The sequence below is a fragment of the Chroococcidiopsis cubana SAG 39.79 genome, assembly GCF_003991895.1.
Classification (GTDB): Bacteria; Cyanobacteriota; Cyanobacteriia; order Cyanobacteriales; family Chroococcidiopsidaceae; genus Chroococcidiopsis; species Chroococcidiopsis thermalis.
This window is the reverse complement of sequence record NZ_RSCK01000007.1, coordinates 12,380-36,695: the sequence shown is the minus strand read 5'-3', so window position 1 is coordinate 36,695 and position 24,316 is coordinate 12,380. Positions and strand designations below refer to the sequence as shown.

Annotated in this window: 28 protein-coding genes; 23 read left to right on the top strand and 5 right to left on the bottom strand. The window is 45.4% G+C overall.

Features of this window, described 5'->3' with window-relative positions; genetic code table 11:
* The first annotated feature begins 2 nt into the window (after nucleotides 1–2).
* From nifH to fdxB, 16 genes are all read left to right on the top strand, one after another.
* Nucleotides 3–893, top strand: a complete 891-nt coding sequence (nifH, locus tag DSM107010_RS06675) for a nitrogenase iron protein (protein ID WP_015156515.1) — start codon at nucleotides 3–5, stop codon at nucleotides 891–893.
* Nucleotides 880–1,101 carry a hypothetical protein gene (locus DSM107010_RS06670; protein WP_158631745.1) on the top strand — a complete coding sequence of 74 codons (222 nt, stop codon included), beginning with the start codon at nucleotides 880–882 and terminating at the stop codon, nucleotides 1,099–1,101. The genes nifH and DSM107010_RS06670 overlap by 14 nt, the downstream gene beginning before the upstream one ends.
* Nucleotides 1,088–2,569, top strand: a complete 1,482-nt coding sequence (gene nifD / locus DSM107010_RS06665; protein WP_127022625.1) for a nitrogenase molybdenum-iron protein alpha chain — start codon at nucleotides 1,088–1,090, stop codon at nucleotides 2,567–2,569. The genes DSM107010_RS06670 and nifD overlap by 14 nt, the downstream gene beginning before the upstream one ends.
* A 168-nt stretch (nucleotides 2,570–2,737) precedes the next feature.
* Entirely contained in the window at nucleotides 2,738–4,276 is a 1,539-nt protein-coding gene (gene nifK / locus DSM107010_RS06660) for a nitrogenase molybdenum-iron protein subunit beta (RefSeq protein WP_106171456.1), read from the top strand.
* Nucleotides 4,277–4,359: 83 nt separating this feature from the next.
* Complete coding sequence (locus DSM107010_RS06655) at nucleotides 4,360–4,677, top strand: Mo-dependent nitrogenase C-terminal domain-containing protein (RefSeq protein WP_106171454.1); 318 nt, start codon at nucleotides 4,360–4,362, stop codon at nucleotides 4,675–4,677.
* A 239-nt stretch (nucleotides 4,678–4,916) separates the two neighbouring features.
* Nucleotides 4,917–7,694: a bifunctional nitrogenase iron-molybdenum cofactor biosynthesis protein NifEN gene (locus DSM107010_RS06650; protein ID WP_127022622.1), complete on the top strand. Its 2,778-nt coding sequence runs from the start codon at nucleotides 4,917–4,919 to the stop codon at nucleotides 7,692–7,694.
* Complete coding sequence (locus DSM107010_RS38210; RefSeq protein WP_158631744.1) at nucleotides 7,684–7,824, top strand: hypothetical protein; 141 nt, start codon at nucleotides 7,684–7,686, stop codon at nucleotides 7,822–7,824. Before DSM107010_RS06650 ends, DSM107010_RS38210 begins: the two co-directional genes overlap by 11 nt.
* On the top strand, nucleotides 7,802–8,212 hold the full coding sequence (gene nifX, locus DSM107010_RS06645) for a nitrogen fixation protein NifX (RefSeq protein WP_015156510.1): 411 nt from the start codon (nucleotides 7,802–7,804) through the stop codon (nucleotides 8,210–8,212). Before DSM107010_RS38210 ends, nifX begins: the two co-directional genes overlap by 23 nt.
* Nucleotides 8,209–8,685: a NifX-associated nitrogen fixation protein gene (locus DSM107010_RS06640; protein ID WP_015156509.1), complete on the top strand. Its 477-nt coding sequence runs from the start codon at nucleotides 8,209–8,211 to the stop codon at nucleotides 8,683–8,685. Before nifX ends, DSM107010_RS06640 begins: the two co-directional genes overlap by 4 nt.
* Before the next feature lie 25 nt (nucleotides 8,686–8,710).
* Nucleotides 8,711–8,941, top strand: a complete 231-nt coding sequence (locus DSM107010_RS06635) for a CCE_0567 family metalloprotein (RefSeq protein ID WP_015156508.1) — start codon at nucleotides 8,711–8,713, stop codon at nucleotides 8,939–8,941.
* Nucleotides 8,938–9,252, top strand: coding sequence for a nitrogenase-stabilizing/protective protein NifW (gene nifW, locus DSM107010_RS06630; RefSeq protein WP_015156507.1), 315 nt, complete (start codon nucleotides 8,938–8,940; stop codon nucleotides 9,250–9,252). Before DSM107010_RS06635 ends, nifW begins: the two co-directional genes overlap by 4 nt.
* A gap of 11 nt (nucleotides 9,253–9,263) precedes the next feature.
* Nucleotides 9,264–10,100 carry a HesA/MoeB/ThiF family protein gene (locus tag DSM107010_RS06625; RefSeq protein WP_106168608.1) on the top strand — a complete coding sequence of 279 codons (837 nt, stop codon included), beginning with the start codon at nucleotides 9,264–9,266 and terminating at the stop codon, nucleotides 10,098–10,100.
* Between the two features lie 94 nt (nucleotides 10,101–10,194).
* On the top strand, nucleotides 10,195–10,566 hold the full coding sequence (locus DSM107010_RS06620) for an iron-sulfur cluster assembly accessory protein (RefSeq protein ID WP_015156505.1): 372 nt from the start codon (nucleotides 10,195–10,197) through the stop codon (nucleotides 10,564–10,566).
* Between the two features lie 136 nt (nucleotides 10,567–10,702).
* Nucleotides 10,703–11,002 carry a 2Fe-2S iron-sulfur cluster-binding protein gene (locus DSM107010_RS06615; protein ID WP_015156504.1) on the top strand — a complete coding sequence of 100 codons (300 nt, stop codon included), beginning with the start codon at nucleotides 10,703–10,705 and terminating at the stop codon, nucleotides 11,000–11,002.
* A gap of 11 nt (nucleotides 11,003–11,013) precedes the next feature.
* The gene (locus DSM107010_RS06610) at nucleotides 11,014–11,403 is read left to right on the top strand and encodes a FeoA family protein (RefSeq protein ID WP_106168609.1); all 390 of its coding nucleotides are present in this window, start codon (nucleotides 11,014–11,016) and stop codon (nucleotides 11,401–11,403) included.
* Nucleotides 11,404–11,478: 75 nt separating this feature from the next.
* Nucleotides 11,479–11,775, top strand: a complete 297-nt coding sequence (gene fdxB / locus DSM107010_RS06605; protein ID WP_106168610.1) for a ferredoxin III, nif-specific — start codon at nucleotides 11,479–11,481, stop codon at nucleotides 11,773–11,775.
* 48 nt (nucleotides 11,776–11,823) lie between these two features.
* On the opposite strand, the gene DSM107010_RS41105 is transcribed toward fdxB, so the two are convergent.
* Nucleotides 11,824–12,000, bottom strand: a complete 177-nt coding sequence (locus DSM107010_RS41105; RefSeq protein WP_241994146.1) for a hypothetical protein — start codon at nucleotides 11,998–12,000, stop codon at nucleotides 11,824–11,826.
* Here DSM107010_RS41105 and DSM107010_RS06600 point away from each other — a divergent pair.
* On the top strand, nucleotides 11,983–12,651 hold the full coding sequence (locus DSM107010_RS06600; protein ID WP_127022619.1) for a class I SAM-dependent methyltransferase: 669 nt from the start codon (nucleotides 11,983–11,985) through the stop codon (nucleotides 12,649–12,651). The two genes, DSM107010_RS41105 and DSM107010_RS06600, sit on opposite strands and share 18 nt — an antisense overlap.
* Here the strand turns inward: DSM107010_RS06600 and DSM107010_RS06595 are convergent.
* Nucleotides 12,625–12,834 (bottom strand): TOBE domain-containing protein, encoded by a 210-nt coding sequence (locus tag DSM107010_RS06595; RefSeq protein WP_015156500.1) that lies wholly within the window; start codon nucleotides 12,832–12,834, stop codon nucleotides 12,625–12,627. The genes DSM107010_RS06600 and DSM107010_RS06595 overlap by 27 nt on opposite strands.
* 251 nt (nucleotides 12,835–13,085) lie before the next feature.
* Here DSM107010_RS06595 and modA point away from each other — a divergent pair, with 251 nt between their 5' ends.
* A complete protein-coding gene (gene modA / locus DSM107010_RS06590) occupies nucleotides 13,086–13,892 on the top strand; it encodes a molybdate ABC transporter substrate-binding protein (protein WP_127022616.1) in 807 nt (268 codons plus the stop codon).
* A gap of 453 nt (nucleotides 13,893–14,345) precedes the next feature.
* Nucleotides 14,346–15,944, top strand: coding sequence for a helix-turn-helix domain-containing protein (locus DSM107010_RS06585; protein ID WP_127022613.1), 1,599 nt, complete (start codon nucleotides 14,346–14,348; stop codon nucleotides 15,942–15,944).
* A 180-nt stretch (nucleotides 15,945–16,124) separates the two neighbouring features.
* On the opposite strand, the gene DSM107010_RS42075 is transcribed toward DSM107010_RS06585, so the two are convergent.
* Complete coding sequence (locus DSM107010_RS42075; RefSeq protein ID WP_258184042.1) at nucleotides 16,125–16,259, bottom strand: hypothetical protein; 135 nt, start codon at nucleotides 16,257–16,259, stop codon at nucleotides 16,125–16,127.
* A 53-nt stretch (nucleotides 16,260–16,312) separates the two neighbouring features.
* On the opposite strand from DSM107010_RS42075, the gene DSM107010_RS06580 reads away from it, so the two are divergent.
* Nucleotides 16,313–18,085 carry a S8 family peptidase gene (locus tag DSM107010_RS06580; RefSeq protein ID WP_015156497.1) on the top strand — a complete coding sequence of 591 codons (1,773 nt, stop codon included), beginning with the start codon at nucleotides 16,313–16,315 and terminating at the stop codon, nucleotides 18,083–18,085.
* Between the two features lie 148 nt (nucleotides 18,086–18,233).
* On the top strand, nucleotides 18,234–18,458 hold the full coding sequence (locus DSM107010_RS06575) for a DUF1344 domain-containing protein (RefSeq protein ID WP_015156496.1): 225 nt from the start codon (nucleotides 18,234–18,236) through the stop codon (nucleotides 18,456–18,458).
* A 59-nt stretch (nucleotides 18,459–18,517) separates the two neighbouring features.
* Here the strand turns inward: DSM107010_RS06575 and DSM107010_RS06570 are convergent, their stop codons facing one another.
* Nucleotides 18,518–18,829 carry a hypothetical protein gene (locus DSM107010_RS06570; protein WP_015156495.1) on the bottom strand — a complete coding sequence of 104 codons (312 nt, stop codon included), beginning with the start codon at nucleotides 18,827–18,829 and terminating at the stop codon, nucleotides 18,518–18,520.
* 363 nt (nucleotides 18,830–19,192) lie between these two features.
* Here DSM107010_RS06570 and DSM107010_RS06565 point away from each other — a divergent pair, with 363 nt between their 5' ends.
* Nucleotides 19,193–20,989 carry a PAS domain S-box protein gene (locus tag DSM107010_RS06565; protein WP_106167739.1) on the top strand — a complete coding sequence of 599 codons (1,797 nt, stop codon included), beginning with the start codon at nucleotides 19,193–19,195 and terminating at the stop codon, nucleotides 20,987–20,989.
* A 17-nt stretch (nucleotides 20,990–21,006) separates the two neighbouring features.
* Entirely contained in the window at nucleotides 21,007–22,560 is a 1,554-nt protein-coding gene (locus DSM107010_RS06560; protein WP_106167738.1) for a hybrid sensor histidine kinase/response regulator, read from the top strand.
* Between the two features lie 55 nt (nucleotides 22,561–22,615).
* Here DSM107010_RS06560 and DSM107010_RS06555 read toward each other — a convergent pair whose 3' ends face one another.
* Complete coding sequence (locus tag DSM107010_RS06555) at nucleotides 22,616–24,133, bottom strand: aminotransferase class I/II-fold pyridoxal phosphate-dependent enzyme (protein WP_106167737.1); 1,518 nt, start codon at nucleotides 24,131–24,133, stop codon at nucleotides 22,616–22,618.
* Nucleotides 24,134–24,316: the final 183 nt, after the last annotated feature.

Below are 24,316 nucleotides of genomic sequence, written 5' to 3'. Positions count from 1 at the left end.
CCATGACTGACAATATTAGACAGATTGCATTCTACGGTAAAGGCGGGATCGGTAAATCCACCACTTCTCAAAATACGATCGCAGGTTTGGCTGAATTAGGCGAACGGATTATGATCGTAGGCTGCGACCCCAAAGCAGACTCCACTCGCTTGATGTTGCACAGTAAAGCCCAAACCACCATTCTACACCTAGCTGCCGAACGGGGCGCAGTAGAAGACCTAGAACTAGAAGAAGTTCTACTCACAGGTTACAAAGATGTCCGCTGCGTAGAATCTGGCGGTCCCGAACCAGGTGTAGGCTGCGCGGGTCGTGGTATCATCACCGCAATTAACTTCCTAGAAGAAAACGGAGCCTACGAAGACCTCGACTTTGTTTCTTACGACGTATTAGGTGACGTAGTTTGTGGCGGTTTTGCTATGCCAATCCGCGAAGGTAAGGCACAAGAAATTTACATCGTCACCTCTGGTGAAATGATGGCGATGTATGCTGCCAACAACATTGCACGAGGCATTCTCAAGTACGCTCACTCTGGTGGTGTACGCTTGGGTGGTTTAATCTGCAACAGCCGCAAAGTTGACCAAGAAATCGAACTGATCGAAACTTTAGCAGCTCGGCTCAACACCCAAATGATCCACTTCGTACCACGCGACAACGTTGTACAACACGCAGAACTGCGCCGCATGACTGTAATTGAGTACGCACCCAATTGCAACCAAGCCAACGAGTATCGCGCCCTTGCCAAGAAGATCAAAGAAAACGACAAGCTCACCATTCCCACCCCAATTTCGATGGACGAATTGGAAGAGTTACTCGTCGAATTCGGTATCCTTGGCGACGACAAAGAATACGAGCATCTCGTTGGCAAAACTGCGGAAGAAGTTGCTGCCGTCTAATTCAGACTCAGGGGACAAGGGAGACAAGAGAGACAAGGGAGACAAGGAGGACAAGGAGGACAAGGGGAATTTAACTACTATCTTCTTCCCCGACTCCCGACTCCCGACTCCCGACTCCCGACTCCCTACACCCCACACCCCACACCCCACACCCTTTCTTCACCCCGACTCCCTACACTCAAGAGAGGCAAATTATGACACCTCCTGAAAACACGACTCTAGAACAAGCAACCACGACAGTAGACAAGAAAGCACTGATTAAAGAAGTCCTAGAAGTTTACCCAGATAAAGCCAAGAAAAAACGAGAAAAACACCTCAACGTCTACGAAGAAGGAAAATCCGACTGCGGCGTTAAATCGAATATCAAATCCGTCCCTGGTTCCATGACCACCCGTGGCTGTGCCTACGCAGGTTCTAAGGGTGTGGTCTGGGGTCCAATTAAAGACATGATCCACATCAGTCACGGTCCCGTAGGTTGCGGTTATTACTCCTGGTCTGGTCGTCGCAACTACTACATCGGTACGACAGGGATCGACACCTTCGGCACAATGCAATTTACTTCCGACTTCCAAGAACGCGATATCGTTTTTGGCGGTGACAAAAAACTCGCGAAGCTGATTACCGAATTAGACGAACTTTTCCCACTCAACCGAGGCGTTTCCATCCAATCTGAATGTCCCATCGGTCTAATTGGAGATGATATTGAAGCCGTAGCGAAAAAGGCAGCGAAAGAAATTGGTAAAACCGTTGTTCCAGTACGCTGCGAAGGTTTCCGTGGAGTTTCCCAATCGCTGGGACACCACATTGCTAATGATTCTATCCGTGACTGGGTTTTCCCCCAAGCAGATAAGAAGAAGAAAGAGTTGGGCATTGAAGGGACACCCTACGATGTTGCGATTATCGGTGACTACAACATTGGCGGTGATGCTTGGTCTAGCCGCATCCTGCTAGAAGAAATTGGCTTGCGCGTAGTCGCCCAGTGGTCGGGAGACGGCACGCTCCACGAAATGATGATGACTCCAACAGTGAAGCTGAATTTGGTTCACTGCTACCGCTCCATGAACTACATCAGCCGTCACATGGAAGAGGCTTATGGTATTCCCTGGTTGGAGTATAACTTCTTTGGTCCCACCAAGATTGCTGAGTCCTTGCGGGAGATTGCTTCTAAGTTTGACGAAACAATTCAGCAAAAAGCAGAAGAAGTTATCGCTAAATACCAGGCACAATGCGATGCAGTCATAAAGAAATATCTCCCGCGTCTCGAAGGCAAGACTGTAGCATTGATGGTTGGTGGCTTGCGTCCTCGTCACGTCGTCCCAGCGTTCTATGACTTGGGGATGAAGTTGATCGGTACTGGCTATGAATTCGGTCATGGCGACGATTACAAGCGTACCACTCACTACATCGGAAATGGCACGTTGATCTACGATGACGTTTCTGCTTTTGAATTCGAGCAGTTTGTTAAAGAATTGAAGCCGGATCTGATTGCTTCTGGAATTAAAGAAAAATACGTCTTCCAGAAAATGGCGCTGCCCTTCCGTCAAATGCACTCCTGGGATTACTCCGGTCCATATCACGGTTATGACGGCTTTGCAATTTTTGCTAGAGATATGGATTTAGCGCTGAATAGCCCGACATGGAGTTTAATCGGCGCTCCGTGGAAGAAAGAGAGCTGAGGGAGCTGAGGGAGCTGAGGGAGCTGAGGGAGCAAGACAATTCGTAAGTTGTAAGTAAAACCTCTTGCCTCTTCTCACACCCCACACCCCACACCCCACACCCTACACCCTTTCTTCACGCACCACACACCACTTTCTTCCCCCAGCCCCTAATATTGGAGAACAGTCATGGCTCAAAACAACATAGACACCATTAAGGATCACGCTACGCTGTTTCATCAGGACGAGTACCAAGAGTTATTTCAGGCTAAAAAAGAGTTTGAAGGTGGGCATAGTCCAGAAGAGGTTGCCCGCGTTGCAGACTGGACGAAAACCTGGGAATACCGCGAAAAGAATTTTACTCGTGAAGCTTTGACCGTGAATCCTGCTAAAGCTTGTCAGCCTTTAGGCGCAATCCTGGCTGCTGTAGGTTTTGAAGGTACTCTGCCTTTCGTTCACGGTTCTCAAGGTTGCGTAGCTTACTTCCGCAGCCACTTTACTCGCCATTTCAAAGAACCATTTTCTGCTGTTTCTTCCTCTATGACTGAGGATGCAGCGGTGTTTGGCGGACTCAACAACATGATTGATGGTTTGGCGAATAGCTACAATCTCTACAAGCCGAAAATGATCGCCCTTTGCACTACCTGCATGGCAGAAGTCATTGGAGATGACTTGGGTGCTTTTATCAAAACTTCCAAGGAAAAGGGATCTGTACCCGAAGATTTTCCAGTTCCCTACGCCCATACGCCCAGCTTTGTCGGCTCCCACATTACGGGCTACGACAACATGATGAAAGGAATTCTGTCAAATCTGACTGAAGGCAAGAAGCAAGCAACAACCAACGGCAAGATCAACTTTATTCCTGGTTTTGAAACATATATTGGCAACTTGCGGGAAGTCAAGCGTTTAGCATCCTTGATGGGCGTTAACTATACTCTACTGGCAGATAATTCAGATTACCTCGACTCTCCTAATGATGGCGAGTACAGGATGTACCAGGGTGGCACTCCCTTAGAAGATGCAGCAGATTCGATTAATGCTGAAGCAACGATCGCCTTCCAAGCATACTCTACCACCAAGACGCGAGAGTACATCACAAAAGAGTGGAAACAAACCACTTCAGTTACCCGTCCTGTCGGTATCCGAGGCACGGATGAGTTTTTGATGAAACTATCAGAACTCACCGGACAGCCAATTCCCAAAGAATTAGAAGACGAACGGGGACGTGCAGTGGATGCGCTGACTGATTCCCAAGCATGGTTGCACGGCAAGCGCGTTGCTCTGTATGGCGATCCAGATCTCGTCATCGGACTAGTACAGTTTCTCCTAGAAGTGGGCGCTGAACCCGTACACATCGTAGTGTCAAACAGCAACGAAGTATTCGAGCAAGAATTGCAAGCAATCTTGGATGCTAGCCCCTTTGGTAACACTGCCAAGATTTGGGGTGGTAAGGATCTGTGGCATATGCGATCGCTCCTCTTTACCGAACCTGTAGACTTACTGATCGGCAATTCCTACGGTAAGTACCTGTGGCGCGACACCCACACCCCACTCGTACGAATTGGCTACCCAATCTTCGATCGCCACCACTTGCACCGCTATGCCACCTATGGCTATCAAGGAGCAATCAACCTGCTCAACTGGATTGTCAACACCTTGCTAGACGAACTCGATCGCAATACCATCGTTCCCGCCAAGACCGATATTTCTTACGACTTGATTCGATAATCGCTGGGCGATCGGTAATTGGTAGTAGAGAAATCTTATCAATTACCAATTACCTTCCAATACTCCAATTCATCCCATCCGCCATGTCTACCATCACCCACAGCCACCACGATCGCTCTGTAATTCCCGAAAAAATTCCAGGCTTCGATCTACTCTCTCCCCTACGTCGATGGGTGAATCAAATCCAAATATGCGATCGCCATACTGCCCATCTCATTTGTCAAGTCATTCCCTGCTGCTGCCCTTTTGAACGAGACGTAACTCTACTCGGACGCACCTTTCACATTCCCGCACTCTGCGAACTAAATCCACTCTACAACGAGCTTATAGGCTTGCGCTTTCGCAGCCTATCCTACCTCTCAGATGAGTGTGGCGAAGATGTCACGAAATACATTTGTTAATCGGTAAGTCAAAAGTCAAAAGTCAAAACTGTTAGAAGTTAAAGATTACGACTAACCCCATGTGTGACTTTGTAATAGCCCCCTTTCTAGGGGGGTTGGGGGATCGGAGAACTGCGCCATTCACGAAGAGATCCCCCCTAGCCCCCCTTCAAAAGGGGGGAACAAGAGTAAAGTTGCACCGAAGCGTGACTAACCACTCACCAGATCGTCCCACGCACCACTCCACCACCAGCTAAGTCATGAAAATCACCCAAGGTAAAATCAACGAGCTGCTCAGCGAGCCAGGATGCGAACACAATCACCATAGGCACGGGCAAAAGAAAAATAAGTCCTGTCAGCAACAAGCTCAACCAGGAGCGGCTCAAGGGGGTTGTGCCTTTGATGGCGCATCGATCGCCCTCGTCCCCATTACTGATGCGGCTCATTTAGTCCACGGACCGATCGCTTGTTCTGGTAACTCTTGGGGTAGTCGTGGCAGTCTTTCTTCTGGTTCCCATCTCTACAAAATGGGCTTTACGACTGACTTGAATGAGAACGATGTCATCTTCGGCGGCGAAAAAAAGCTGTACAAAGCCATTATGGAAGTGCAGCAACGATACAATCCTGCTGCGGTATTTGTCTACTCTACTTGTGTCACTGCCCTGATTGGCGATGACTTGGATGCAGTCTGCGAAGCCGCTACTAATAAAATAGGTATACCCGTCGTCCCCGTGAATTCTCCTGGCTTTATTGGGAGTAAAAATCTTGGCAATCGTGTCGGTGGTGAAGCCTTACTAGAATACGTTATCGGTAGCGCCGAACCAGAATTTACCACCCCTTACGATATCAACCTGATTGGCGAGTACAACATTGCTGGAGAATTGTGGGATGTTTTGCCTCTATTTGATAAATTAGGCATTCGCGTCCTTGCCAAAATTACGGGTGATGCTAAATACAACGAAGTTCGCTATGCCCACCGTGCCAAACTGAATGTGACGATCTGCTCCAAAGCGCTGATCAACGTGGTGAGAAAGATGGAGGAACGCTACGGCATTCCTTATATTGAAGAATCTTTCTACGGCGTGGATGACATGAATCGCTGTTTGCGCAATATTGCAGCAAAACTGGGCGATACAGATTTGCAAGAGCGAGTCGAGAAATTAATTGCCGAAGAAACTACGGCGTTAGATGTTGCCCTAGCCACGTATCGCGATCGCCTTCAAGGTAAGCGCGTTGTCCTTTATACCGGAGGTGTGAAAAGTTGGTCGATTATCTCTGCGGCTAAAGACTTGGGGATGGAAGTTGTCGCCACTAGCACGAAAAAAAGTACCGAGGAAGATAAAGCCCGCATTAAAGAACTGCTGGGTAAAGACGGCATCATGCTAGAAAAAGGCAATGCTCAAGAATTGCTACGGACGATCGCCCAAACAAAAGCAGATATGTTGATTGCTGGTGGTCGCAATCAATACACAGCCCTCAAAGCCAAAATTCCCTTTTTAGACATCAACCAAGAACGCCATCATCGCTACGCCGGATATACAGGCACGATCGAAATGGCGCGAGAACTGGATGAAGCCCTGCACAGCCCCGTGTGGAAACAAGTGCGTAAACCTGCACCTTGGGAACAGGGACAAGGGGGACAAGGAGACAAGGGGGACAAGGGGGACAAGGGGGACAAGGGGGACAAGGAAGCAACTACCAACTACCCATTACCCATTACCAATTCAAAATCCAAAGTCCAATCTTCCAAAAAGGCAGTTGCGGTTAATCCTTTGAAGCAGAGTCAGCCTTTGGGTGCAGCCTTAGCATATTTAGGATTAAAAGGTGTGATGCCTCTGTTTCACGGTTCTCAGGGTTGTACTGCTTTCGCCAAAGTCATGTTAGTACGGCATTTTCGCGAAGCAATTCCCCTATCCACTACAGCAATGACTGAAGTTAGCACGATCTTAGGTGGCGAGGACAATATCGAGCAAGCAATCCTAACGCTGATGGAGAAATCAAAACCAGAAATTATCGGTCTGTGTACCACTGGACTAACGGAAACTAGAGGCGATGACATGGAAGGCATCCTCAGAAGTATCCGCAAACGTCACCCAGAATTAACTGACTTGCCGATCGCATTTGCCTCTACGCCCGATTTTAAAGGTGCATTGCAAGATGGGTTTGCCGCAGCCGTGGAAAGCATAGTCAAGGAACTGCCTCAACCTGGAGAAACCAGATTAGACCAAATCAACCTTTTAGTAAGCTCTGCGTTTACGCCAGGGGACGTACAGGAGATTAAAGAGATCGTTTCTGCTTTTGGACTAAAACCCATCGTCGTACCCGATCTTTCCGCCTCGCTCGACGGTCACTTGGATGATTCCTACAGCGCGGTGACAGGTGGTGGTACGACTTTGGCAGAACTCAGAGCGATGGGGACTTCGTTGTTTACCCTAGCACTAGGCGAGAGCGTGCGCGGTGCGGCGGAGATTATGCAAAAACAGTTTGGTATACCCTACGAAGTCTTTCCGCAACTAACTGGATTAGATGCAGTGGATGACTTTTTCCAAGGACTAGTAGATTTGAGCGGTAATGAAGTCCCAGAAAAATACTGCCACCAACGCCGCCAGTTGCAAGATGCTATGCTCGATGCTCACTTCTACTTTGGGCGCAAGCAAGTATCGCTAGCACTAGAACCAGATTTACTGTGGTCGATCGCTTGGTTTTTGCGATCGATGGGAACTGAAATTCATACCGCAGTCACAACCACAAAATCACCCCTTTTAGAGCAACTACCAGTCGAGAGCGTCACAATTGGTGATTTAGAAGACTTCGAGCAATTAGCAGTAGGTTCTGACCTGCTGATCGGTAATTCTCATACTAAAGCGATCGCCCGTCGCCTCGACACTCCCTTCTATCGCCTCGGTTTCCCCGTATTCGATCGCTTAGGTAACGGACAGCGTTGCACAGTCGGCTACCAAGGCACCATTCAGCTTTTATTCGATCTCGGCAACCTGTTTCTAGAGGCAGAGGAGCGAGGAGCGAGGAGTGAGGAGTGAGGGGAAGAAGAGAGCTGACCTAGCTGGGGGAGCTGGGGGAGCAACTACCAACCACCAACTACCAATTACCAATTACCAATTACCAATTACTAATTCGGAGGATCGGTATGAAAATTGCCTTCACAACTAATGACAGAGTTCATATTAATGCTCACTTTGGTTGGGCGAAAAAGATTGATGTTTATGAAGTTTCGCCAGAAGGGTATCAGTTTGTAGAAACACTCCGATTTGATGGCGATCTTAAAGAAGATGGTAATGAGGACAAATTACTGCCAAAAATTGAAGCCCTATATGATTGCACGATTGTTTATGTATCGGCGATCGGCGGAAGTGCAGCAGCTCGGTTAATTAAGAAGCGCATTACACCAATTAAAGCCAGATCTGAAGATGACGAAATTCTCGATATTTTGGAAAAGTTAGTTCAAACTTTGAAAGGCAGCCCTCCCCCCTGGTTGCGAAAAGCCTTACAACAAAAATCACCTAGTTTTGCACAATTAGAAGAGGAAGTAACTGTATGAGCGCTACTGAAACCACCAACCAAACTACTACCAACGAAGCCTTCAACTCTCTGTTTGTTCAAGAGTTAGCCAGACAAATTCGCGCCCAAGATTCCTATGGTTTTTATCGCAACTGGGCAGATGAATTAGTTATCAAACCCTATATTGTCAGCAAAGAGGCTAAGCGCAAAATTTCTGTAGAGGGCGATGTCGATCCCGTAACAAAAGGCAGAATTTTATCATTCTATCGGGCGATCGCGGCTCGAATCGAGCAAGAAACAGGTTTATTATCCCAAGTCGTTATCGATTTGAGTCATGAAGGTTTCGGCTGGGTACTTGTTTTTTCTGGCCGTCTGTTACTAGTTGCTAGAACCTTACGCGATGCTCAACGCTTCGGTTTTGATTCTTTGGAGAAATTAACAGCGGAGGCAGACAAGCTAGTTGAAAAAGCGATCGATCTCGCTCAGCGTTATCCCGAAGTTGGCAAACTGTAAAAATAAAACATCTCAAAAGATTTGTATGGTACAAGTAACCAAAACTGCTGTTAACCCAGATATTAACGAGTTAAAAACTCAACTCAAAAAGCTTAACAGTAAAGCCGGACAAATGAAGATGGATCTGCACGATCTCGCCGAAGGTTTACCTACAAATTACAACCAACTTATGGATGTAGCAGGTCAAACCTATGAAATCTATCGACAGATTGACGAACTCAAGCAACAGTTAACAAAATTGGAGCGAGGACAATGAGCAGAATAGCCCAATTTCAACAAATTGTCGATGCAGAGCAATATTTTGAGTTCTTCGATCTGCCTTACGATGCTCAGTTTGTGAATGTGAATCGCCTGCATATTTTGCAGAAATTCTCTAACTATATCAAAGCGATCGATCGCGATTCTCCCGATCTAAACGACGAGGAAAAGCTCGGTCAATATCGTAACGCACTCCAACAAGCTTATGACGTTTTTCTTGCTTCCAAACCTGTCGAACAAAAACTATTCAAGGTGTTTAACGAGAAGCCACAAAATGTAGTTTTGCTAACAGAAATTGGTACAGATTGAGGAGAAAAACTGTGTTAAACCTCACCCCCATCGAATTAGAACGCTACCGCCGCCAAATTATGCTTCCTGGTTTTGGCGAGTCAGCACAGCAACGCTTGAAATCATCAACAGTACTGGTGACAGGTGTAGGCGGGCTGGGTGGCACGGCGGCGCTTTACCTAGCGGTAGCAGGAGTTGGACGGCTCATTCTAGTACGGGGCGGCGAACTGCGACTAGATGACATGAATCGCCAAATTCTGATGAGCGATGATTGGGTAGGCAAACCCAGAGTTTTCAAAGCTAAAACAACACTAGAACAGATCAACCCAGATATCCAAGTCGATGCTATTTGCGAGTATGTCACGCCAGAGAACGTTGACGATTTAGTACAAGCTGCTGACGTTACCCTCGACTGCGCCCACAACTTCATCGAGCGAGATTTGTTAAATGCTGCCTGCGTGCGCTGGAAAAAGCCAATGGTGGAAGCAGCGATGAACGACATGGAGGCATATTTAACCACAATTATCCCCGATCGCACTCCATGTTTATCTTGCCTATTTCCCGAAAAGCCCGATTGGGATAAGCGTGGTTTTGGCGTTTTGGGTGCGGTATCTGGAACCCTAGCTTGTTTGACTGCACTAGAAGCAATCAAGCTGATTACAGGAATCGGTAAACCACTGTTATCTCAACTACTCACGATGGACTTGGGCAGTTTAGAGTTTGCCAAGCGTCGCCCCTACCACGATCCTAATTGTCCGGTTTGCGGTACTCCGGCTTTCTCGCACTATTCTACTTCGCGATTGCGCGATCGTTTCGATCCCCCAACCCCCTTAAAAAGGGGGCTAGTAGCACAATCTCCCTCTTGTTAAGGGGGATTAAGGGGGATCTTCAAGCTTATGCATCCTCACCAAGAATTTTCGATTCCCTAGTCCCTCACCCCTAACAACTAACTCAGGAGAAATTATGACCCTAACATTAACAGAAGTTGCAGAATTCCGGCTTCGTACCTTCCTGCAAGCCGCTAGCAAAGAAGACAATTCCGCTCAACGAGGCATTCGTGTTGCTGTCGAGGATGGCGGTTGTAGTGGCTATCAGTATTCCTTAAACATCGCCAGCACACCACGGGCAGATGACCTTGTAGTAGAGCAAGGCAAGCTACGCATCTACATTGACTCGCAAAGCGCTCCGTTATTGGAAGGAGTTGTCATCGATTTTGTCGATAGCTTGCTAGAAAGCGGATTTAAGTTTAGCAATCCCAATGCTACCGATACCTGCGGCTGTGGCAAATCATTCCAAGCAGGCGATTGTACTCCTGCTGGTGTGCCATGTAGCTGAGTAGAAAAGTCAAAAGTTAAAAGTCAGAAGTCAAAACTTGTGGGGGTGGGTTTTTTGCAGATACTTGTGAAATCACAATTAGTTCTTTGATTTAACTAGCCCGTACAAAGATCGAATCATTTTGGAGGACACGACGATGACGACATATCAAGTGCATTTAATCAATAAAAAGCGATCGCTCGACATTACGATCCCTGTTGAAGAATCTATTACGATTCTGGATGCCGCAGAAGAACAAGGACTGGACTTACCCTTTTCCTGTCACTCTGGTTCTTGCTCTAGTTGCGTTGGCAAAGTGGTTGAAGGCGAAATCGATCAGTCCGAACAGGTATTTTTAGATGACGAACAAGTGAAGAAAGGATTTGTGCTTCTCTGTGTCGCCTATCCTCGCTCTGATTGTACGATCCGCACCCACCAAGAAGCCTATCTAGTCTGAGTACCCACGATATGTTTACTGACTTTACCATTTTTGGCTCCTCGCTCAGTTTGCTCCAACCTGGAGAACGGGGAGTCGTTAACAGAGTCGAGAGTGTAGACGAGGCTACGGTACAGGAACTCAGGGCAATGGGTATTGTACCTGGAGTCACCATTATTTTAGAACAGCGATCGCCTGCCTACAAGGTTATCGTAGGAGGCGATCGCCTGATTCTCTGCCAAAAGTCTGCTGATGCAATCTACGTCAGGTTGACGGCGCGATCGAATTCTGCCCCTATTCAAGCTGCTGGTATGGCTGGGGTGCTAACTGCTCTATTCCAATGGTTGGGTGCAACTCAAAAAAATAATCGGCGAATAGAATTCGCGGAACCACACATTCAAAGTCCGCAAGGCAAGGACTGAATCAACTGAAATACATCTAATTTCTTACTTTTGACTTTTGACTTTTAACTTTTGACTTACTCAAGAGGAGACACTATGGCAATACTTACTGGTTTGACTTTTGGGGGTAAAATCTGGACACCCCAATTCGTACAAGAAATTAACCAAGATAAATGTATTGGTTGTGGTAGATGTTTTAAAGCCTGCGGTAGAAACGTGCTACTACTGCAAGCACTGAATGAAGACGGGGAGTTTGTCGAAGATGAGGAGGCTGAGGAGATCGAGCGCAAAGTCATGTCTATTGTTCATCCAGAATACTGTATTGGTTGTCAGGCTTGCTCTAGAGTTTGCCCCAAAAATTGCTACACTCATAGCTCGTTAGAACAAAATTAGATAGCAATTCTGTTTGAGTTGTAAACTACTCGTGAAGGTGGTCATTGGTCATTGGTCATTTGTTGTTGGTTGACAGTTAACGGTTAACAAGTAGTTATTCTCCCTTGTCCCCCTTGTCCCCCTTGTCTCCCTTATCCCCCTTGTCCCCCTTGTCCCCCTTGTCTCCCTTGTCTCCCTTGTCCCCCTTGTCCCCCTTGTCCCTGAATTATGTCTACGAACGACCAATTAGAAAACCTGGTTTTTGAACCCAATTGGTCTGCTTACTACCAAGCAGTAGAAGGTCGTCCGCCGCGAGAAACCCTGCTAGCAGCATTGACAAGATTTGAGGCAATATCTCAGGAATTTTCCCGATTTGCAGTGGATTTGGGCTGCGGAGATGGACGAGACACGGCGGAACTGCTGAAGCGGGGTTGGCGGGTACTAGGAATTGACGGAGAAGCAAAAGCGATCGCCCGTTTGCAAAGTCGTCCTGACATCGATCTCCGTCGCCTAGAAACTCTGGTGATGCGCTTTGAAGATCTAGTATTACCAGAATCGGTCGATCTCATTAATGCCAGCTTTTGCCTACCATTTTGTCCGCCGGAACATTTTCCTAGCTTGTGGAACAAAATTATCGCAGCATTGCGGGTTGGGGGACGTTTCTGCGGTCAATTATTTGGCGATCGCGACTCTTGGGCAGTTTACCCTAACATGAGCCATCATACCCGCGCCCAAGTAGAAGAATTGCTCCAACCTTTCAAAATTGAGTGTTTTCAAGAAGAAGAACACCCAGGCACGACTGCTTTAGGCGAACAAAAGCACTGGCATATCTTTCATATTGTTGCTTGCAAACAGCAATTGACTCATCGACTAATCAACTGCAACCATAACGTCTGATGATTTAACGACAGCGTAAGCCTCTTTACCCTCTGCAAGTCCCAAGCTTTCAGCCGAGGATTTTGTAATAATTGCAACTATTTCCACTCCAGGCGCAAGTTCTAACGTGACTTCAGTATTAACGGCTCCTGGTACAACTTTTTTTACAGTTGCTTTCAATGTATTGCGGGCGCTAATCTTCATTTGTCAATCTTTTGTATATGTTTTGTTAGCTCGATCTTCTATCTATTTACGCTCGTTAAACTGTAAATTTAACTACTTTTTATTGCCGAGCGATCGCCTCATCATCTCCTTTAAGGATTAGTAGTTTCTACATATTGACTCATTGTAAGTATATGTTAATCTAATCTATCCATAAAGCATATCTAATATAGATTCTACTATAATTTATAGTTATTTTTTGTAGATAAAGTAGATATTGAACTGAAGATTCTATGAAAAGAAAAAATGTTTTTGCCTTTATTTGTGGAGTTGCGATCGCGCTGATTTTAGCAACTATTTTCAACTGGCTCAATCCATCTCCTGTTGTCGCACAAGCAAATACAAACTTACTTATATCTGCTGCTACTAGCCTCCAAGATGCCTTAAAAGAAGCCCAACCACTTTTTCAAAAAACTCAGCCGAAGATCGAAGTCAATTATAACTTTGGTGCTTCTGGGGCATTACAACAACAAATAGAACAAGGTGCGCCAGCAGATATCTTTTTTTCTGCCGCTGCAAAGCAAATGAATGCCTTGCAGGATAAAAATTTGATTCTTCTCGATACCCGCCGCAACCTCCTAACTAATCGCCTTGTCTTGGTTGTGTCGAGTAATTCCGATCTGAAGATCGATAAGTTCGAGCAATTAACAGATACTAACATAAAACGAATTGCTGTAGGCGAATTCCGCAGCGTTCCAGTCGGACAATATTCCGAGGAACTATTCAAGAAATTAGGGATTCTATCACAAGTTAAACCAAAATTAGTGTTTGGCAATAATGTCCGTAATGTACTAGCTGCTGTAGAAAGTGGCAATGCTGATGCTGGAATTGTCTATACCACAGATGCCAAACTCTCAAATAAAGTTCGGGTAGTGGCTACAGCAGCGGAAAACTTACATTCTCCGATTGTCTATCCTATAGCCATTATCAGTAGTAGTAAAAATCTTGATGCTGCCAAAGAATATATTCAGTTTTTAACTGACAAGCAAGCAAGAACCGTGTTTGAGAAATACGGTTTTGGCATAGCCAAAGCATCGTAAAAATAGCGATAGGTAGAAACGAGAACGTCTAGATTATCTGAGGCGATCGCTAATACCTATTTGATAAAGTACTCTGATTCAGCCGTATTTTCTCAGTTCTGTGCTGCCAATTGCAGTAGATTATTGACATCATCAGCAACAGCATACCAAGATAAAATTTGGTCGTTAGCTGGGCTGTCACTAGGAGATGCATGGGTTTTGCCCTTGCCGTAGGCATCGCCTCAAATGATTTTACTAAAATATTAAGACTTTATTTAATGGCTCAAAGCGAACAAAAATATCTGAACTTGCAGATTAAATATATTTACTATAAATAATTCGTAAGAGCATAGCTTCGAGAAAAACTCTTGGATGGCGAGGAGTTCAAATTTTAGTAGAGAAAATTTTCAGCGATCGCGTATTCATAGCATTCAGTAAAGCTAGCATCTTTTTGAAAAGAACCGCACAATACCCATGCCTTACGCCATTACTAAGCACTGTATTCGTTGTGACAACTGCCTGCCTCAGTGTCCTACAGGTGCAATCAAAGTTATAGAAGGTGAGTATTGGATCGATCCCAGCTTGTGTCATGACTGCCAGGATTCCCTAGCACCGCAGTGTGTAGACTCTTGCCCTGTCAACTCTCCGGTTCCTTGGCAAGCGAAGAAAGGTAGATGCAAGATTGATGTTAGAACCGTACCTAGCCTCGATCTTTTTCCCGACGGTAAAAGCCATCCTTTTGCTTCCGCGATCGCTAGTTGGGAATTATGCAATGTTCTAGCACAGCGACACTCTCTTACTTGGGAAATCGATGCTGCGGGAGAGTTGTACTATCAGCGGCAAATTCATGGAGGTAAGGGTGCGATCGCCTTCCGAATTACAGACAGCTTAGATTTGGAACCGCCAGTTGCGCTTAAAGGCGATCGAGCATTATCTGCGATCGAGACATTTGATATTAGATCTGCCTGCTTGCACTTAATCTACGCCGCTCATGTTACAAGCTTAGAGCGTCCTTGGGAAGAGGAATTCATTATCAATGACCGACAGATTGAGGAATACTTGGGACTGGACAAGCGCAAAGACCTGAGCAAACTGACTAAACTCGTTCTCATTAAAGAACTTGCCCAACAACCCTGCAAGCTAATAGCTTGTATCGATCTGCCCCAACAAGGAAAGATTAAGGGAATTCGGCTGGAAAAAAGTCGTTTGTGGCATTTACTGGACACTCAACATCACTTTCAAGAAGACGATTTGGGATGCAAACATCTGGTTGGGTTGACTTTCAAAATTAAAATCGGTCAGTGGGCGCAGCATTTTCTGAATCGGCAAGGTTGCAAAGAGCGGACTGCATTCTATCAGTACGGTACTTTACCCAAAGCCCTACTCAGCGCCGTGATGAGTATTTGGCAGCAGCATGAGGGTGCAGCGCGGATGATGCTATGGTTGCTATTTAAAACCAAAATGGGTAAAGAGCAGCGCGTTACGATTCCCACTCTCATGAGAGTAGCCTACGGCGAACGAAAACTGAGCCAAACATCTTTGCAACCCGAGAATCGCCAACGTCTATTAAGAATATTTGAAAGCGATTTAGAGGTACTCGATCGCTACGGACTCAAGCCTGTATTCGATCCTGTGACCTATCCACCAGAGATTCAACCTTTGTGGGCTAAGTTAGTCGATATTCCAGAAGATGCGGAAGCTGCATTAGAATTTTGGATTGATGATGGTAGCAATAGCACTCGATTGACCGATGCTGCCCCTCGTGGTAAGTGGAATCGATTAATGAATGCTCGGATTTTACATTTTGAACTGCCTCCAGAGTGGGAACAACAACTCGCGAAATCTAAGAAGAAGCAACGAACGACGAACCGCAAAACTAGGTCAAAATCGCAAGTAGCCCTCTCTACTGAATATATTATTGAGGCAAGAAAAAAACTGGGATTGAGCCAAAGAGATTTAGCCCAGCTAACGGGTAAAAGCCAGAGTTGGATTCGCGATATTGAAAATGGACGTTTTCAAGCTAAGTTAGAAGATCGAATATTATTGCAAAAAGCGCTAGGGATGAATGCTTGACTTGAATTATGGGTCTCTGCGCTTTAGCAGTTCTAAATGATTTGTAAAGCAGGCTTCTAGCCTGCTCCACGTTCATGAATCAAATAGGATTGCTATTGTTGGAATGGTAATTCCTGCTAGTTTGAAGCGATCGCTGAAAGTCTGCAAACTGCCCTCAAGCAACTAAAGTTGTAATGGGATTTAGAGAATTAATGGTGAGTGGATAGTAACGCATTGGCTAGCAGAGTGAAACTCTTCTTCTAGCCACCAGCCACCAGCCACCAGCCACTGATAACTGTAAGAATTCTGCAACATTTGTTTGTAGGACGATCGCATGAGTTATCTTGTAGATTAAGCTACTGCCGCTTCAGTACAGATGGATTGCAGGTATGAAAAAGTTTATTCTACTGTGTTTGTTTATTGGCGGGCTGTGGTTTGCTCTGTCAAGCTTTCAAGGTCTGGCAGCTAAAGGCGAATATCAGTCCATTGTGCTAGATTTTCGGGAAAATGTGCCGAATACGGAGATAGAAGCTAAATTAAACGCGATCGCGCAGCAATACAAAGTCAAGCCTCGGCTTAATAGTGAGTTTTCCGCAGCAGATAATGTATATGTCGTGGAAGGCGATCGCCAGACTCTGACTAGCCTGAGAAACTCCAAAATCGCTAAATCTACCGAATATATCGAACCTAACTACATTTACCGTGCCTATGAGGTTCCCAACGACCCCCAATACGGTCAGCAATGGAACATGCGTAGTATTAGCATTGAGTCGGCATGGGATGAAACCAAAGGTAGCGGCGTAACCGTTGCTGTGATTGACACGGGCATTAGTCAAGTTCCAGACCTGAAAAATACCAAATTCGTCGAAGGCTACGACTTTGTAAATGATAAAGTTGCAGCAGATGACGACAACGGGCATGGGACTCACGTAGCAGGTACGGTAGCGCAATCAACCAACAACAATTATGGTGTCGCAGGTGTGGCTTATGAAGCCACGCTCATGCCCCTGAAAGTCTTAAGTGCAGGTGGTACGGGTACGACCTCCGATATTGCCGAAGCCATCCGCTTTGCTGCTGACAACGGCGCAGGCGTAATTAATATGAGCTTAGGTGGTGGTGGTGAAAGCGAAATGATGAAAGAAGCGATCGCCTACGCCCATCAAAAAGGTGTCGTAGTCGTCGCCGCTGCTGGCAATGCCAATAGCAACGCTGCCGAGTACCCCGCCCGCTATCCTCACGTAATTGGAGTTTCGGCGATCGATTCAGCGGGAGAAAAAGCCCCCTACTCTAATTTCGGTGCAGGAATCGATCTTTCTGCTCCTGGTGGCAGTAATTCCGGCAAAATCGTCCAAGAAACTATCGATCCAGATACGGAAGAACCAGTATTTGCCGGATTCCAAGGAACCAGCATGGCATCTCCCCACGTTGCCGGAGTCGCCGCCTTAGTTAAAGCTGCTGGGATACAAGACCCAGATGAAGTAGAAAGCGTTCTGCAAAAGTCCGCCAGAGTCGTGCAAGATGACGGACTCAACTACTACGGTGCGGGACATTTAGATGCATCCGCCGCCGTGAAACTTGCCGTGCGCGGACAAATTACCTTCAAAGACTTCTTCCGCTGGCTGCGGGATAACGGCTACCTCAACCCCCGTTTCTGGATTGATGGTGGTGCAGTGGCATTATTACCTAAAGTCCTGATGGTACTCGGTTCTTACCTCTTGGCTTGGTTCTTGCGGGTTTACTTCCCCTTTACCTGGAGTTGGTCGCTGTCATGGGGGTTAGTTACAGGCAGTTCGGGTTTATTCTTCCTCAAAGGCTTTTATATCTTCGACCTACCTCAATGGCCCTTCCGCTTGCTGGGCAGTTCCATTCCCGAACTCGGTAGCGCTATTCAGGGATACTCTGAGTTAAACCCCTTCTTTGCCAGCGTAGTGATTCCCTTTGTGTTAATCGTGTTACTGCTGGGAAATCCGAATTGGAAGAAATTTGCTGTCGGTACAGCTTTAGGTGTCGCTAGCTGCTTGTTAATCAGTGCCTTTATCGCACCCGATTTAGGCTGGTTGGGAAGTGGGGCGATCGCTCGTACTTTTCTGATCGGTAATGCTTTAGCCTGTTATGGGATCGCTTGGTTGGCAATGAAAGGTGAAGGAAGCTTAGTCAGTTAACAGTGACCAGTGACCAATAGAGACGCAACATCTCTCGACCCCCCTTACTCCAAAGGGGGGATTTTTGTGTCTCATTTTCCTGGTTCCCGTAGCTCCTAGCTCAAGCGCCCCTAGTATAAGAGTAGTAATACGACATGGATCGAATAAGATGAGTATTAACATTACAGGGACGATCGAGCGGCGCGATATTGGTACTGGGGCTTGGGCTTTGGTTGCAGATGACGGCACGACATATGAGATTCCTAGAGGGACTGCCAAGGAATTGCTGAAGGACGGACAAAAAGTGAAAGTTGCTGGAGAGGTAAAAGAAGATGTGATGAGCCTAGCGATGATCGGTCCAGTCTTAGAAGTAAAATCGTTTGAAATTGTCTGAAAGAGAATTCTGGTAGAGTGCGTTAAATAACGCACCCTACAAATTTTTGCTTTCCTGCATTAGTTAGCAGACACGACTTCTTGCAAGCGCGTTCTAAACTCCCCTTTGGGATGACCCCCTTTCACTTCGCCCACAATTTTGAAGTCGCCTTCTGGCGTATCGCAAATAATATAAGTGGGCCATCCCATTTCGGCTTTATCTGGATATTGAGTTAATAAAATCTTGCGATACTTGCGATAAGTTGTCGTATCTTGCATTTTGACATCGATAAATTCTAAGCCTAATTCTTCACTAACTTTGCGATCGTAGAAAGACATTTTATGGCAAATTCCACAGTCTTCAGACGAAAATTTAATCACTGCTAATGCCATGACTTGCAACCTCCGATAGTTGAATAGTTAAAAAGTTTCTCAAATCGAATCGATCGGACTTAAACTATATCAAGTTTACTAGCAATCGACATTTATAGAATTGCGATCGCCTTTGACATAAAAGCGACTGCATAAAAACTACAGATGCGATCGCAACATAGCTTTTAAATTCAGTACAATTACTGAGTTACGTTTATCACAAGAGCAAGCGCTCGTGCAAGCGGGGAAGCACGGGGACGCAGATGAAGGTTTGCTGTTATTACTAAGCGACTTCAGAGAATTTACGGACAAAATCAAGTCGAGAAACAGATATGCTTATTATCTGGAGCCGATCTAATGATTTTATGGAAAAACTTCTGAGCAGTGGTTAAGCGTAAATCTCTATTTTGGCGTTACGGTGTAGCAGTGTTGACAGTGGCGATCGCCTTAGTTGTCACGCTCTTTCTCGCTACCCTAATCCATAAAGAAAGCCCATTTATGCTGTTTTTCATTGCGATTTTGGTCAGTGCCTGGTGTGGTGGAATGGGAGCGGGATTAGCAGCAACCGCACTCGCAGCAATCTTATGCAACTATTTTTTTCTCCCTCCTCAATACGTGCTATCCATCGCGAGTTGGGAGCAAGGCTTGCGCCTAACGATTTTCGTTCTCGAAGCCATCTGTATCTGTACTGCTATTGCTATCCTTAACTCTGCTAGAGTGCGAGCGCAACAGAGCCAAGTCGCAGCGTTACATTGCCAAGCAACTTTACTCCAAAGTGAAGAACGTTTCCGTCTGCTAATTGAGGGAGTGAAAGATTACGCAATTTTCATGCTCGATGCTGATGGAATAGTTGCCAGTTGGAATGCAGGAGCGGCTAGAATTACAGGTTATAAAGCTAGAGAAGCGATCGGGCAACACTACTCTCGATTTTACACCTATACCGACGTAGAAAGCGGTATTCCCCAACAGGAATTACAAACAGCGATCGCGCAAGAGCGTCTGGAAACGGAAGGCTGGCGGATACGACGAGATGGCTCTAGGTTTTGGGCGAATGTCGTCACGACAGCTCTCAAAGATAGTAGCGGAGAAATTCAAGGTTTTTCTCAAGTCGTGCGCGATGTTAGCGATCGCCAACGTAGTGAAGAGTTGCTCCGCCAGAGTCAAGAGAGGTTGCATTTGATTTTAGAAGCATCGCAGATAGGAATTTGGGACTGGAATTTGCATACGCACGAACTTAAGTGGTCTTTGCAACAAGAGGCTTTATTCGATCTCGCACCTGGGACATTTGCAGGTACTTACGAAGCTGTTCTCGATCGGATTTATCCAGAAGATCGTGCTTCGTTCAGCGAAGCTATTACCCGCGCGCTGGAAAGAACGGGAGAATTTGAGCAAGAATTTCGCATTCTTAGTGCTGATGGTAATATTCGTTGGTTGGCGGGACAAGGTAAAGTTTTTTATGATGATGCCGATCGAGCGATCTGGATGACTGGAATTAATCGCAACATTTCCGAGCAGAAGCAAGCAGCAGCACGCATTCAAGCTGTAGAACGAGAAAAAGATTTTTTGTTGAAAGAAGTTCACCACCGCGTTAAAAATAATCTCCAAATGATTTCTAGTTTGCTTAGTTTACAAACAAACTATGTCAGCGATCGCCAAACGCTAGAAATTCTAAAATCGGGTGAGGCTCGGATCTTTTCTATGGCTCTGGTTCACGATCTCTTGTATCGCTCTCAATCTCAAAATTTCGTTCAAATTAATTTAGCTGATTATATTGAAACACTAGTTAATAATTTATACAGTATATATGACACTGCTAAACTCAATTGCAAGCAAGTTACTTTAAAACTTGCAACAGAACCAATTTGGGTAAGTATAGATATTGCTATTCCCTGCGGCTTGATTATTAACGAACTTACAACAAATGCAATGAAACATGCTTTCAAAAAGAGGCAATTTGGGCAAATTTGTATTGCAGTTCAATTTGAAGAACCTCAAACTCATAATCATGTCATTCTCAAAGTCAGCGATGATGGAATTGGATTACCGCTAGAACTTAATTGGCAAAATACTAAATCTTTAGGACTACAAATAGTCAATATATTAACCAACCAGCTAAAAGGAAATATTGAATTAACTAAAAAAGATTTTGGTACGGAATTCATAGTGAGATTTTCGATCTAGACTGAGTTTACAAAAGAATGAATATTCAAGCAAAAATATTGGTGGTTGAGGACGAAGGGATCGTTGCCAAAGATATAGAAAATCGGCTACAGAAGTTTGGTTACCATGTCTGTAAAACTGTCGCAACTGGAGAAGATGCGATCGCACAAATTAGCGAACTCAAACCAGACTTAGTACTCGTGGATATTCGCTTGCAAGGAGATATGGACGGCATAGCGGTAGCTCAATTTTTACATCATCATTTCGAGCTTCCTGTGGTCTATCTAACTGCAAGTTCCGACGAATACATTGTCACTAGAGCGCTGGCAACACACCCCTTTGGTTATATTGTCAAACCTTTTAGAGAGCAAGAACTAAAAACAACAATCGAGATCGCGCTAAATAAATATTTAGTAGAACAAAATCTCAAACAAAACAAATACTGGTTGAGAACTGTATTAAAAAGTATTAATAATGGCGTAATTGCTAGCGATACAGAAGGAAAAATTACTTTGATGAATCCAATTGCAGAAGCTCTGACTGGTTGGAATCGACAAGATGCCTGCGGTAAAGAAGCAACAGAAGTTGTCAAAATTATCCCGACACAAACTATATCAGAACACCCAATTCAACAAGCTTTACAGAAAGGAATAACAGTCGAGATTTCAGAGCGATCGCAACTGATCGATAAAAATGGTTTAGAAATACCCATTGACGACAGCATTGCGCCAATTAAAGACGATCGAGGAAACATTGTAGGCACGATGTTAGTTTTTCAGGATATTAGCGAACGACAGCAGGTCGAAGCTATGCATCAAAAACAAATCGAGCAAGAACAGATGTTGGTGCAAATGGAGAAGATGCACGAACTCAAAGATGATTTTTTAAGCACTGTTTCTCATGAGTTACGTACACCGATTGCCAACATGAAAATGGCAATTCAAATGTTAAAAACTTCTCCTAGTAGTGAAAAAAGACAACGATATTTAGAAATCTTGCAAGCAGAATGCAATCGAGAAGCTGAGTTGATTACCGAACTACTCGATCTGCAAAGATTAGAAACAGCGTCTTATCCCACCCTCGTACAAGAAGCGGTTAACTTACAAGAATGGCTACCTCAAATTATGGAGCCTTTTCTGATTCGCGCCCAAGAAAATCAACAATTACTAGAAATTCGGCTCGATCCTAATCTATCGCAAATCTTGACAGACCGCGCCAGTTTGGAGCGAGCGATCGCCGAACTAGCAAACAATGCCTGTAAGTATACTCCAATGGGAGGCGCGATCGTCGTAAGCGTGCAGCCGCAACTTGCGCCTTGCACCGCTTACCAACTACCAACTACACGCACGATCTTTACCGTCCGCAACCAAGCAGAAATTCCCGCAACAGAATTACCAAAGATTTTTGAAAAATTTTATCGCATTCACAACAGCGATCGCTGGAAACAAGGGGGTACGGGATTAGGATTAACTTTAGTACAAAAATTGGTAGAACACCTTCAAGGAACGCTTCAGGTAGAAAGTCAGGAAGGGTGGACTACATTCACTATGGAATTACCTGATGAGCAGGGAGCAGTTATCAGCGATCGGTGACCAGTTATCAGTTATCAGTGTAGAGATGTTACATGTAACGTCTCTACAAAGTAACTCACTTCTTAACTACTTTTAACTGAGCGAGACTCGGCTCGGTGCATCCGGTAATGTATCCATCACTGGCTTGAATCTGTTGTAGGTATTCCAATGCTTCTGAGGTGATGATTTCTCCTGGCATTAAAATAGGAATCCCTGGAGGATAGGGACAGATAAGTTCTGCACTGATGCGATCGCGTGTCTGATGAAATGGTAGTGTTTCTGTTGGAGCAAAGAAAGCCTCACGCGGTGTGAGAAGAGAATTCGGAATTCGGAATAACGCTTCGCTTCGCCTTCGGCTGACGGAATTCGGAATTTGGAGTTGGTTTTGACTTTTAACTTTCGACTTTTGACTTACTTGTGTAGATCTTTCACCCAGAACAGCAAAACCTTCTACCAGACGCTCGATATCTGCTACTGTGTTGCCCAAGGAAATAATAAACGTGAGGTTCTGTAAAGATGGTAATTCGGCTGTAACGCCTAATTCTTGATGCAAGATTTCATCCGCCTCAAATCCCGCGATCCCCAAACCGGAGACAGTGACGGTAAGTCTCGTCTCGTCAAGTGCAACAAAGCCTGAGCTTTTTGCTGGCAGATGTAAAACTGAAAGATTGGGAATTTGACTAATCCGGTTTCTGGCTTCATCCGCTAAACGCAAAGTTTTCGCCATCAGTTCCTCGCCGTATAATGCCATTTGTTGCCGTGCGGCATCTAGGGAGGCTAAAAGTAAATAACTGGGACTGGTAGATTGTAATAATTGTAAGGATTTATTTAGGCGATCGCGATCTATTCTATTGCCGCTAACGTGTAGCATTGAAGCTTGAGTCAATGCCCCTAAAACCTTATGAGTTGACTGTACGCTTAAATCTGCGCCAGCTGCTAAGGCAGGGGTAGGCAATTCGGAATGAAAGGCAAAGTGGGAACCGTGCGCCTCGTCAACTAATAAAGGAATATTATGTTGATGAACTACAGCAGCGATCGCATTTAGATCGCCACATACACCGTAATATGTCGGATATACCATCAACACCGCTTTGGCATCGGGATGTGCGGCTAAGGCTGCGGCTACTGCTTCAGGAGTGATGCTGTGAGCGATATCCAGCACCGGATCGTATGCAGGAGCAATGAAAATAGGGACAGCACCAGAGAGAATTAGACCTGCGATCGCTGAATTATGCACGTTACGCGGCAGAATAATCTTATCTCCTACCCCACAAGTTGCTAAAATTGCTGCCTCTACACCACAAGTTGAACCGTTGACTAAAAACCAGGTTTTTTCCGCTCCAAACGCGACTGCGGCTAATTCTTGCGCTTCCTGAATGATTCCTTGGGGTGCAAATAGGTTATCTAACTCCGGCAATTCTGGTAAGTCAGCACTAAATATGGCTTTACCAAAGTAATTCACTAGCTGCTGGGTGATTCCTTCTCCCCGTTTATGTCCTGGGGTATAGAAAGGAGCATGATTGATTCGAGTTGCACATTGCCAAAGAGCCTCCAGAATTGGAGTTTTGGCTTGAGAGATGATGTCAAATTCCATCAGGCATACACTAGCAGCGTCAAGACGATCGTATAACAATATGCATGTATACCTGCACGCGCGATCGCGATCGCCCCACTAAAATCGTACTTTTATTTGTACGGGCGAGTTTTAGTGAGAGATCTTCGTTAGTTATTCAGGATTCTAGCTAAACCCACCCCTGCGAATTTTTCACTTTTAGCT

What these genes read in the sequence shown, in the direction of transcription:
- nifH (WP_015156515.1), top strand. Translation starts at nt 3, where the DNA reads ATGACTGACAATATTAGACAGATTGCATTCTACGGTAAAGGCGGGATC.
- nifD (WP_127022625.1), top strand. Translation starts at nt 1,088, where the DNA reads ATGACACCTCCTGAAAACACGACTCTAGAACAAGCAACCACGACAGTA.
- nifK (WP_106171456.1), top strand. Translation starts at nt 2,738, where the DNA reads ATGGCTCAAAACAACATAGACACCATTAAGGATCACGCTACGCTGTTT.
- DSM107010_RS06655 (WP_106171454.1), top strand. Translation starts at nt 4,360, where the DNA reads ATGTCTACCATCACCCACAGCCACCACGATCGCTCTGTAATTCCCGAA.
- DSM107010_RS06650 (WP_127022622.1), top strand. Translation starts at nt 4,917, where the DNA reads ATGAAAATCACCCAAGGTAAAATCAACGAGCTGCTCAGCGAGCCAGGA.
- nifX (WP_015156510.1), top strand. Translation starts at nt 7,802, where the DNA reads ATGAAAATTGCCTTCACAACTAATGACAGAGTTCATATTAATGCTCAC.
- DSM107010_RS06640 (WP_015156509.1), top strand. Translation starts at nt 8,209, where the DNA reads ATGAGCGCTACTGAAACCACCAACCAAACTACTACCAACGAAGCCTTC.
- DSM107010_RS06635 (WP_015156508.1), top strand. Translation starts at nt 8,711, where the DNA reads ATGGTACAAGTAACCAAAACTGCTGTTAACCCAGATATTAACGAGTTA.
- nifW (WP_015156507.1), top strand. Translation starts at nt 8,938, where the DNA reads ATGAGCAGAATAGCCCAATTTCAACAAATTGTCGATGCAGAGCAATAT.
- DSM107010_RS06620 (WP_015156505.1), top strand. Translation starts at nt 10,195, where the DNA reads ATGACCCTAACATTAACAGAAGTTGCAGAATTCCGGCTTCGTACCTTC.
- DSM107010_RS06615 (WP_015156504.1), top strand. Translation starts at nt 10,703, where the DNA reads ATGACGACATATCAAGTGCATTTAATCAATAAAAAGCGATCGCTCGAC.
- DSM107010_RS06610 (WP_106168609.1), top strand. Translation starts at nt 11,014, where the DNA reads ATGTTTACTGACTTTACCATTTTTGGCTCCTCGCTCAGTTTGCTCCAA.
- fdxB (WP_106168610.1), top strand. Translation starts at nt 11,479, where the DNA reads ATGGCAATACTTACTGGTTTGACTTTTGGGGGTAAAATCTGGACACCC.
- DSM107010_RS06600 (WP_127022619.1), top strand. Translation starts at nt 11,983, where the DNA reads ATGTCTACGAACGACCAATTAGAAAACCTGGTTTTTGAACCCAATTGG.
- DSM107010_RS06595 (WP_015156500.1), bottom strand. Translation starts at nt 12,834, where the DNA reads ATGAAGATTAGCGCCCGCAATACATTGAAAGCAACTGTAAAAAAAGTT.
- modA (WP_127022616.1), top strand. Translation starts at nt 13,086, where the DNA reads ATGAAAAGAAAAAATGTTTTTGCCTTTATTTGTGGAGTTGCGATCGCG.
- DSM107010_RS06585 (WP_127022613.1), top strand. Translation starts at nt 14,346, where the DNA reads ATGCCTTACGCCATTACTAAGCACTGTATTCGTTGTGACAACTGCCTG.
- DSM107010_RS42075 (WP_258184042.1), bottom strand. Translation starts at nt 16,259, where the DNA reads ATGCGATCGTCCTACAAACAAATGTTGCAGAATTCTTACAGTTATCAG.
- DSM107010_RS06580 (WP_015156497.1), top strand. Translation starts at nt 16,313, where the DNA reads ATGAAAAAGTTTATTCTACTGTGTTTGTTTATTGGCGGGCTGTGGTTT.
- DSM107010_RS06575 (WP_015156496.1), top strand. Translation starts at nt 18,234, where the DNA reads ATGAGTATTAACATTACAGGGACGATCGAGCGGCGCGATATTGGTACT.
- DSM107010_RS06570 (WP_015156495.1), bottom strand. Translation starts at nt 18,829, where the DNA reads ATGGCATTAGCAGTGATTAAATTTTCGTCTGAAGACTGTGGAATTTGC.
- DSM107010_RS06560 (WP_106167738.1), top strand. Translation starts at nt 21,007, where the DNA reads ATGAATATTCAAGCAAAAATATTGGTGGTTGAGGACGAAGGGATCGTT.
- DSM107010_RS06555 (WP_106167737.1), bottom strand. Translation starts at nt 24,133, where the DNA reads ATGGAATTTGACATCATCTCTCAAGCCAAAACTCCAATTCTGGAGGCT.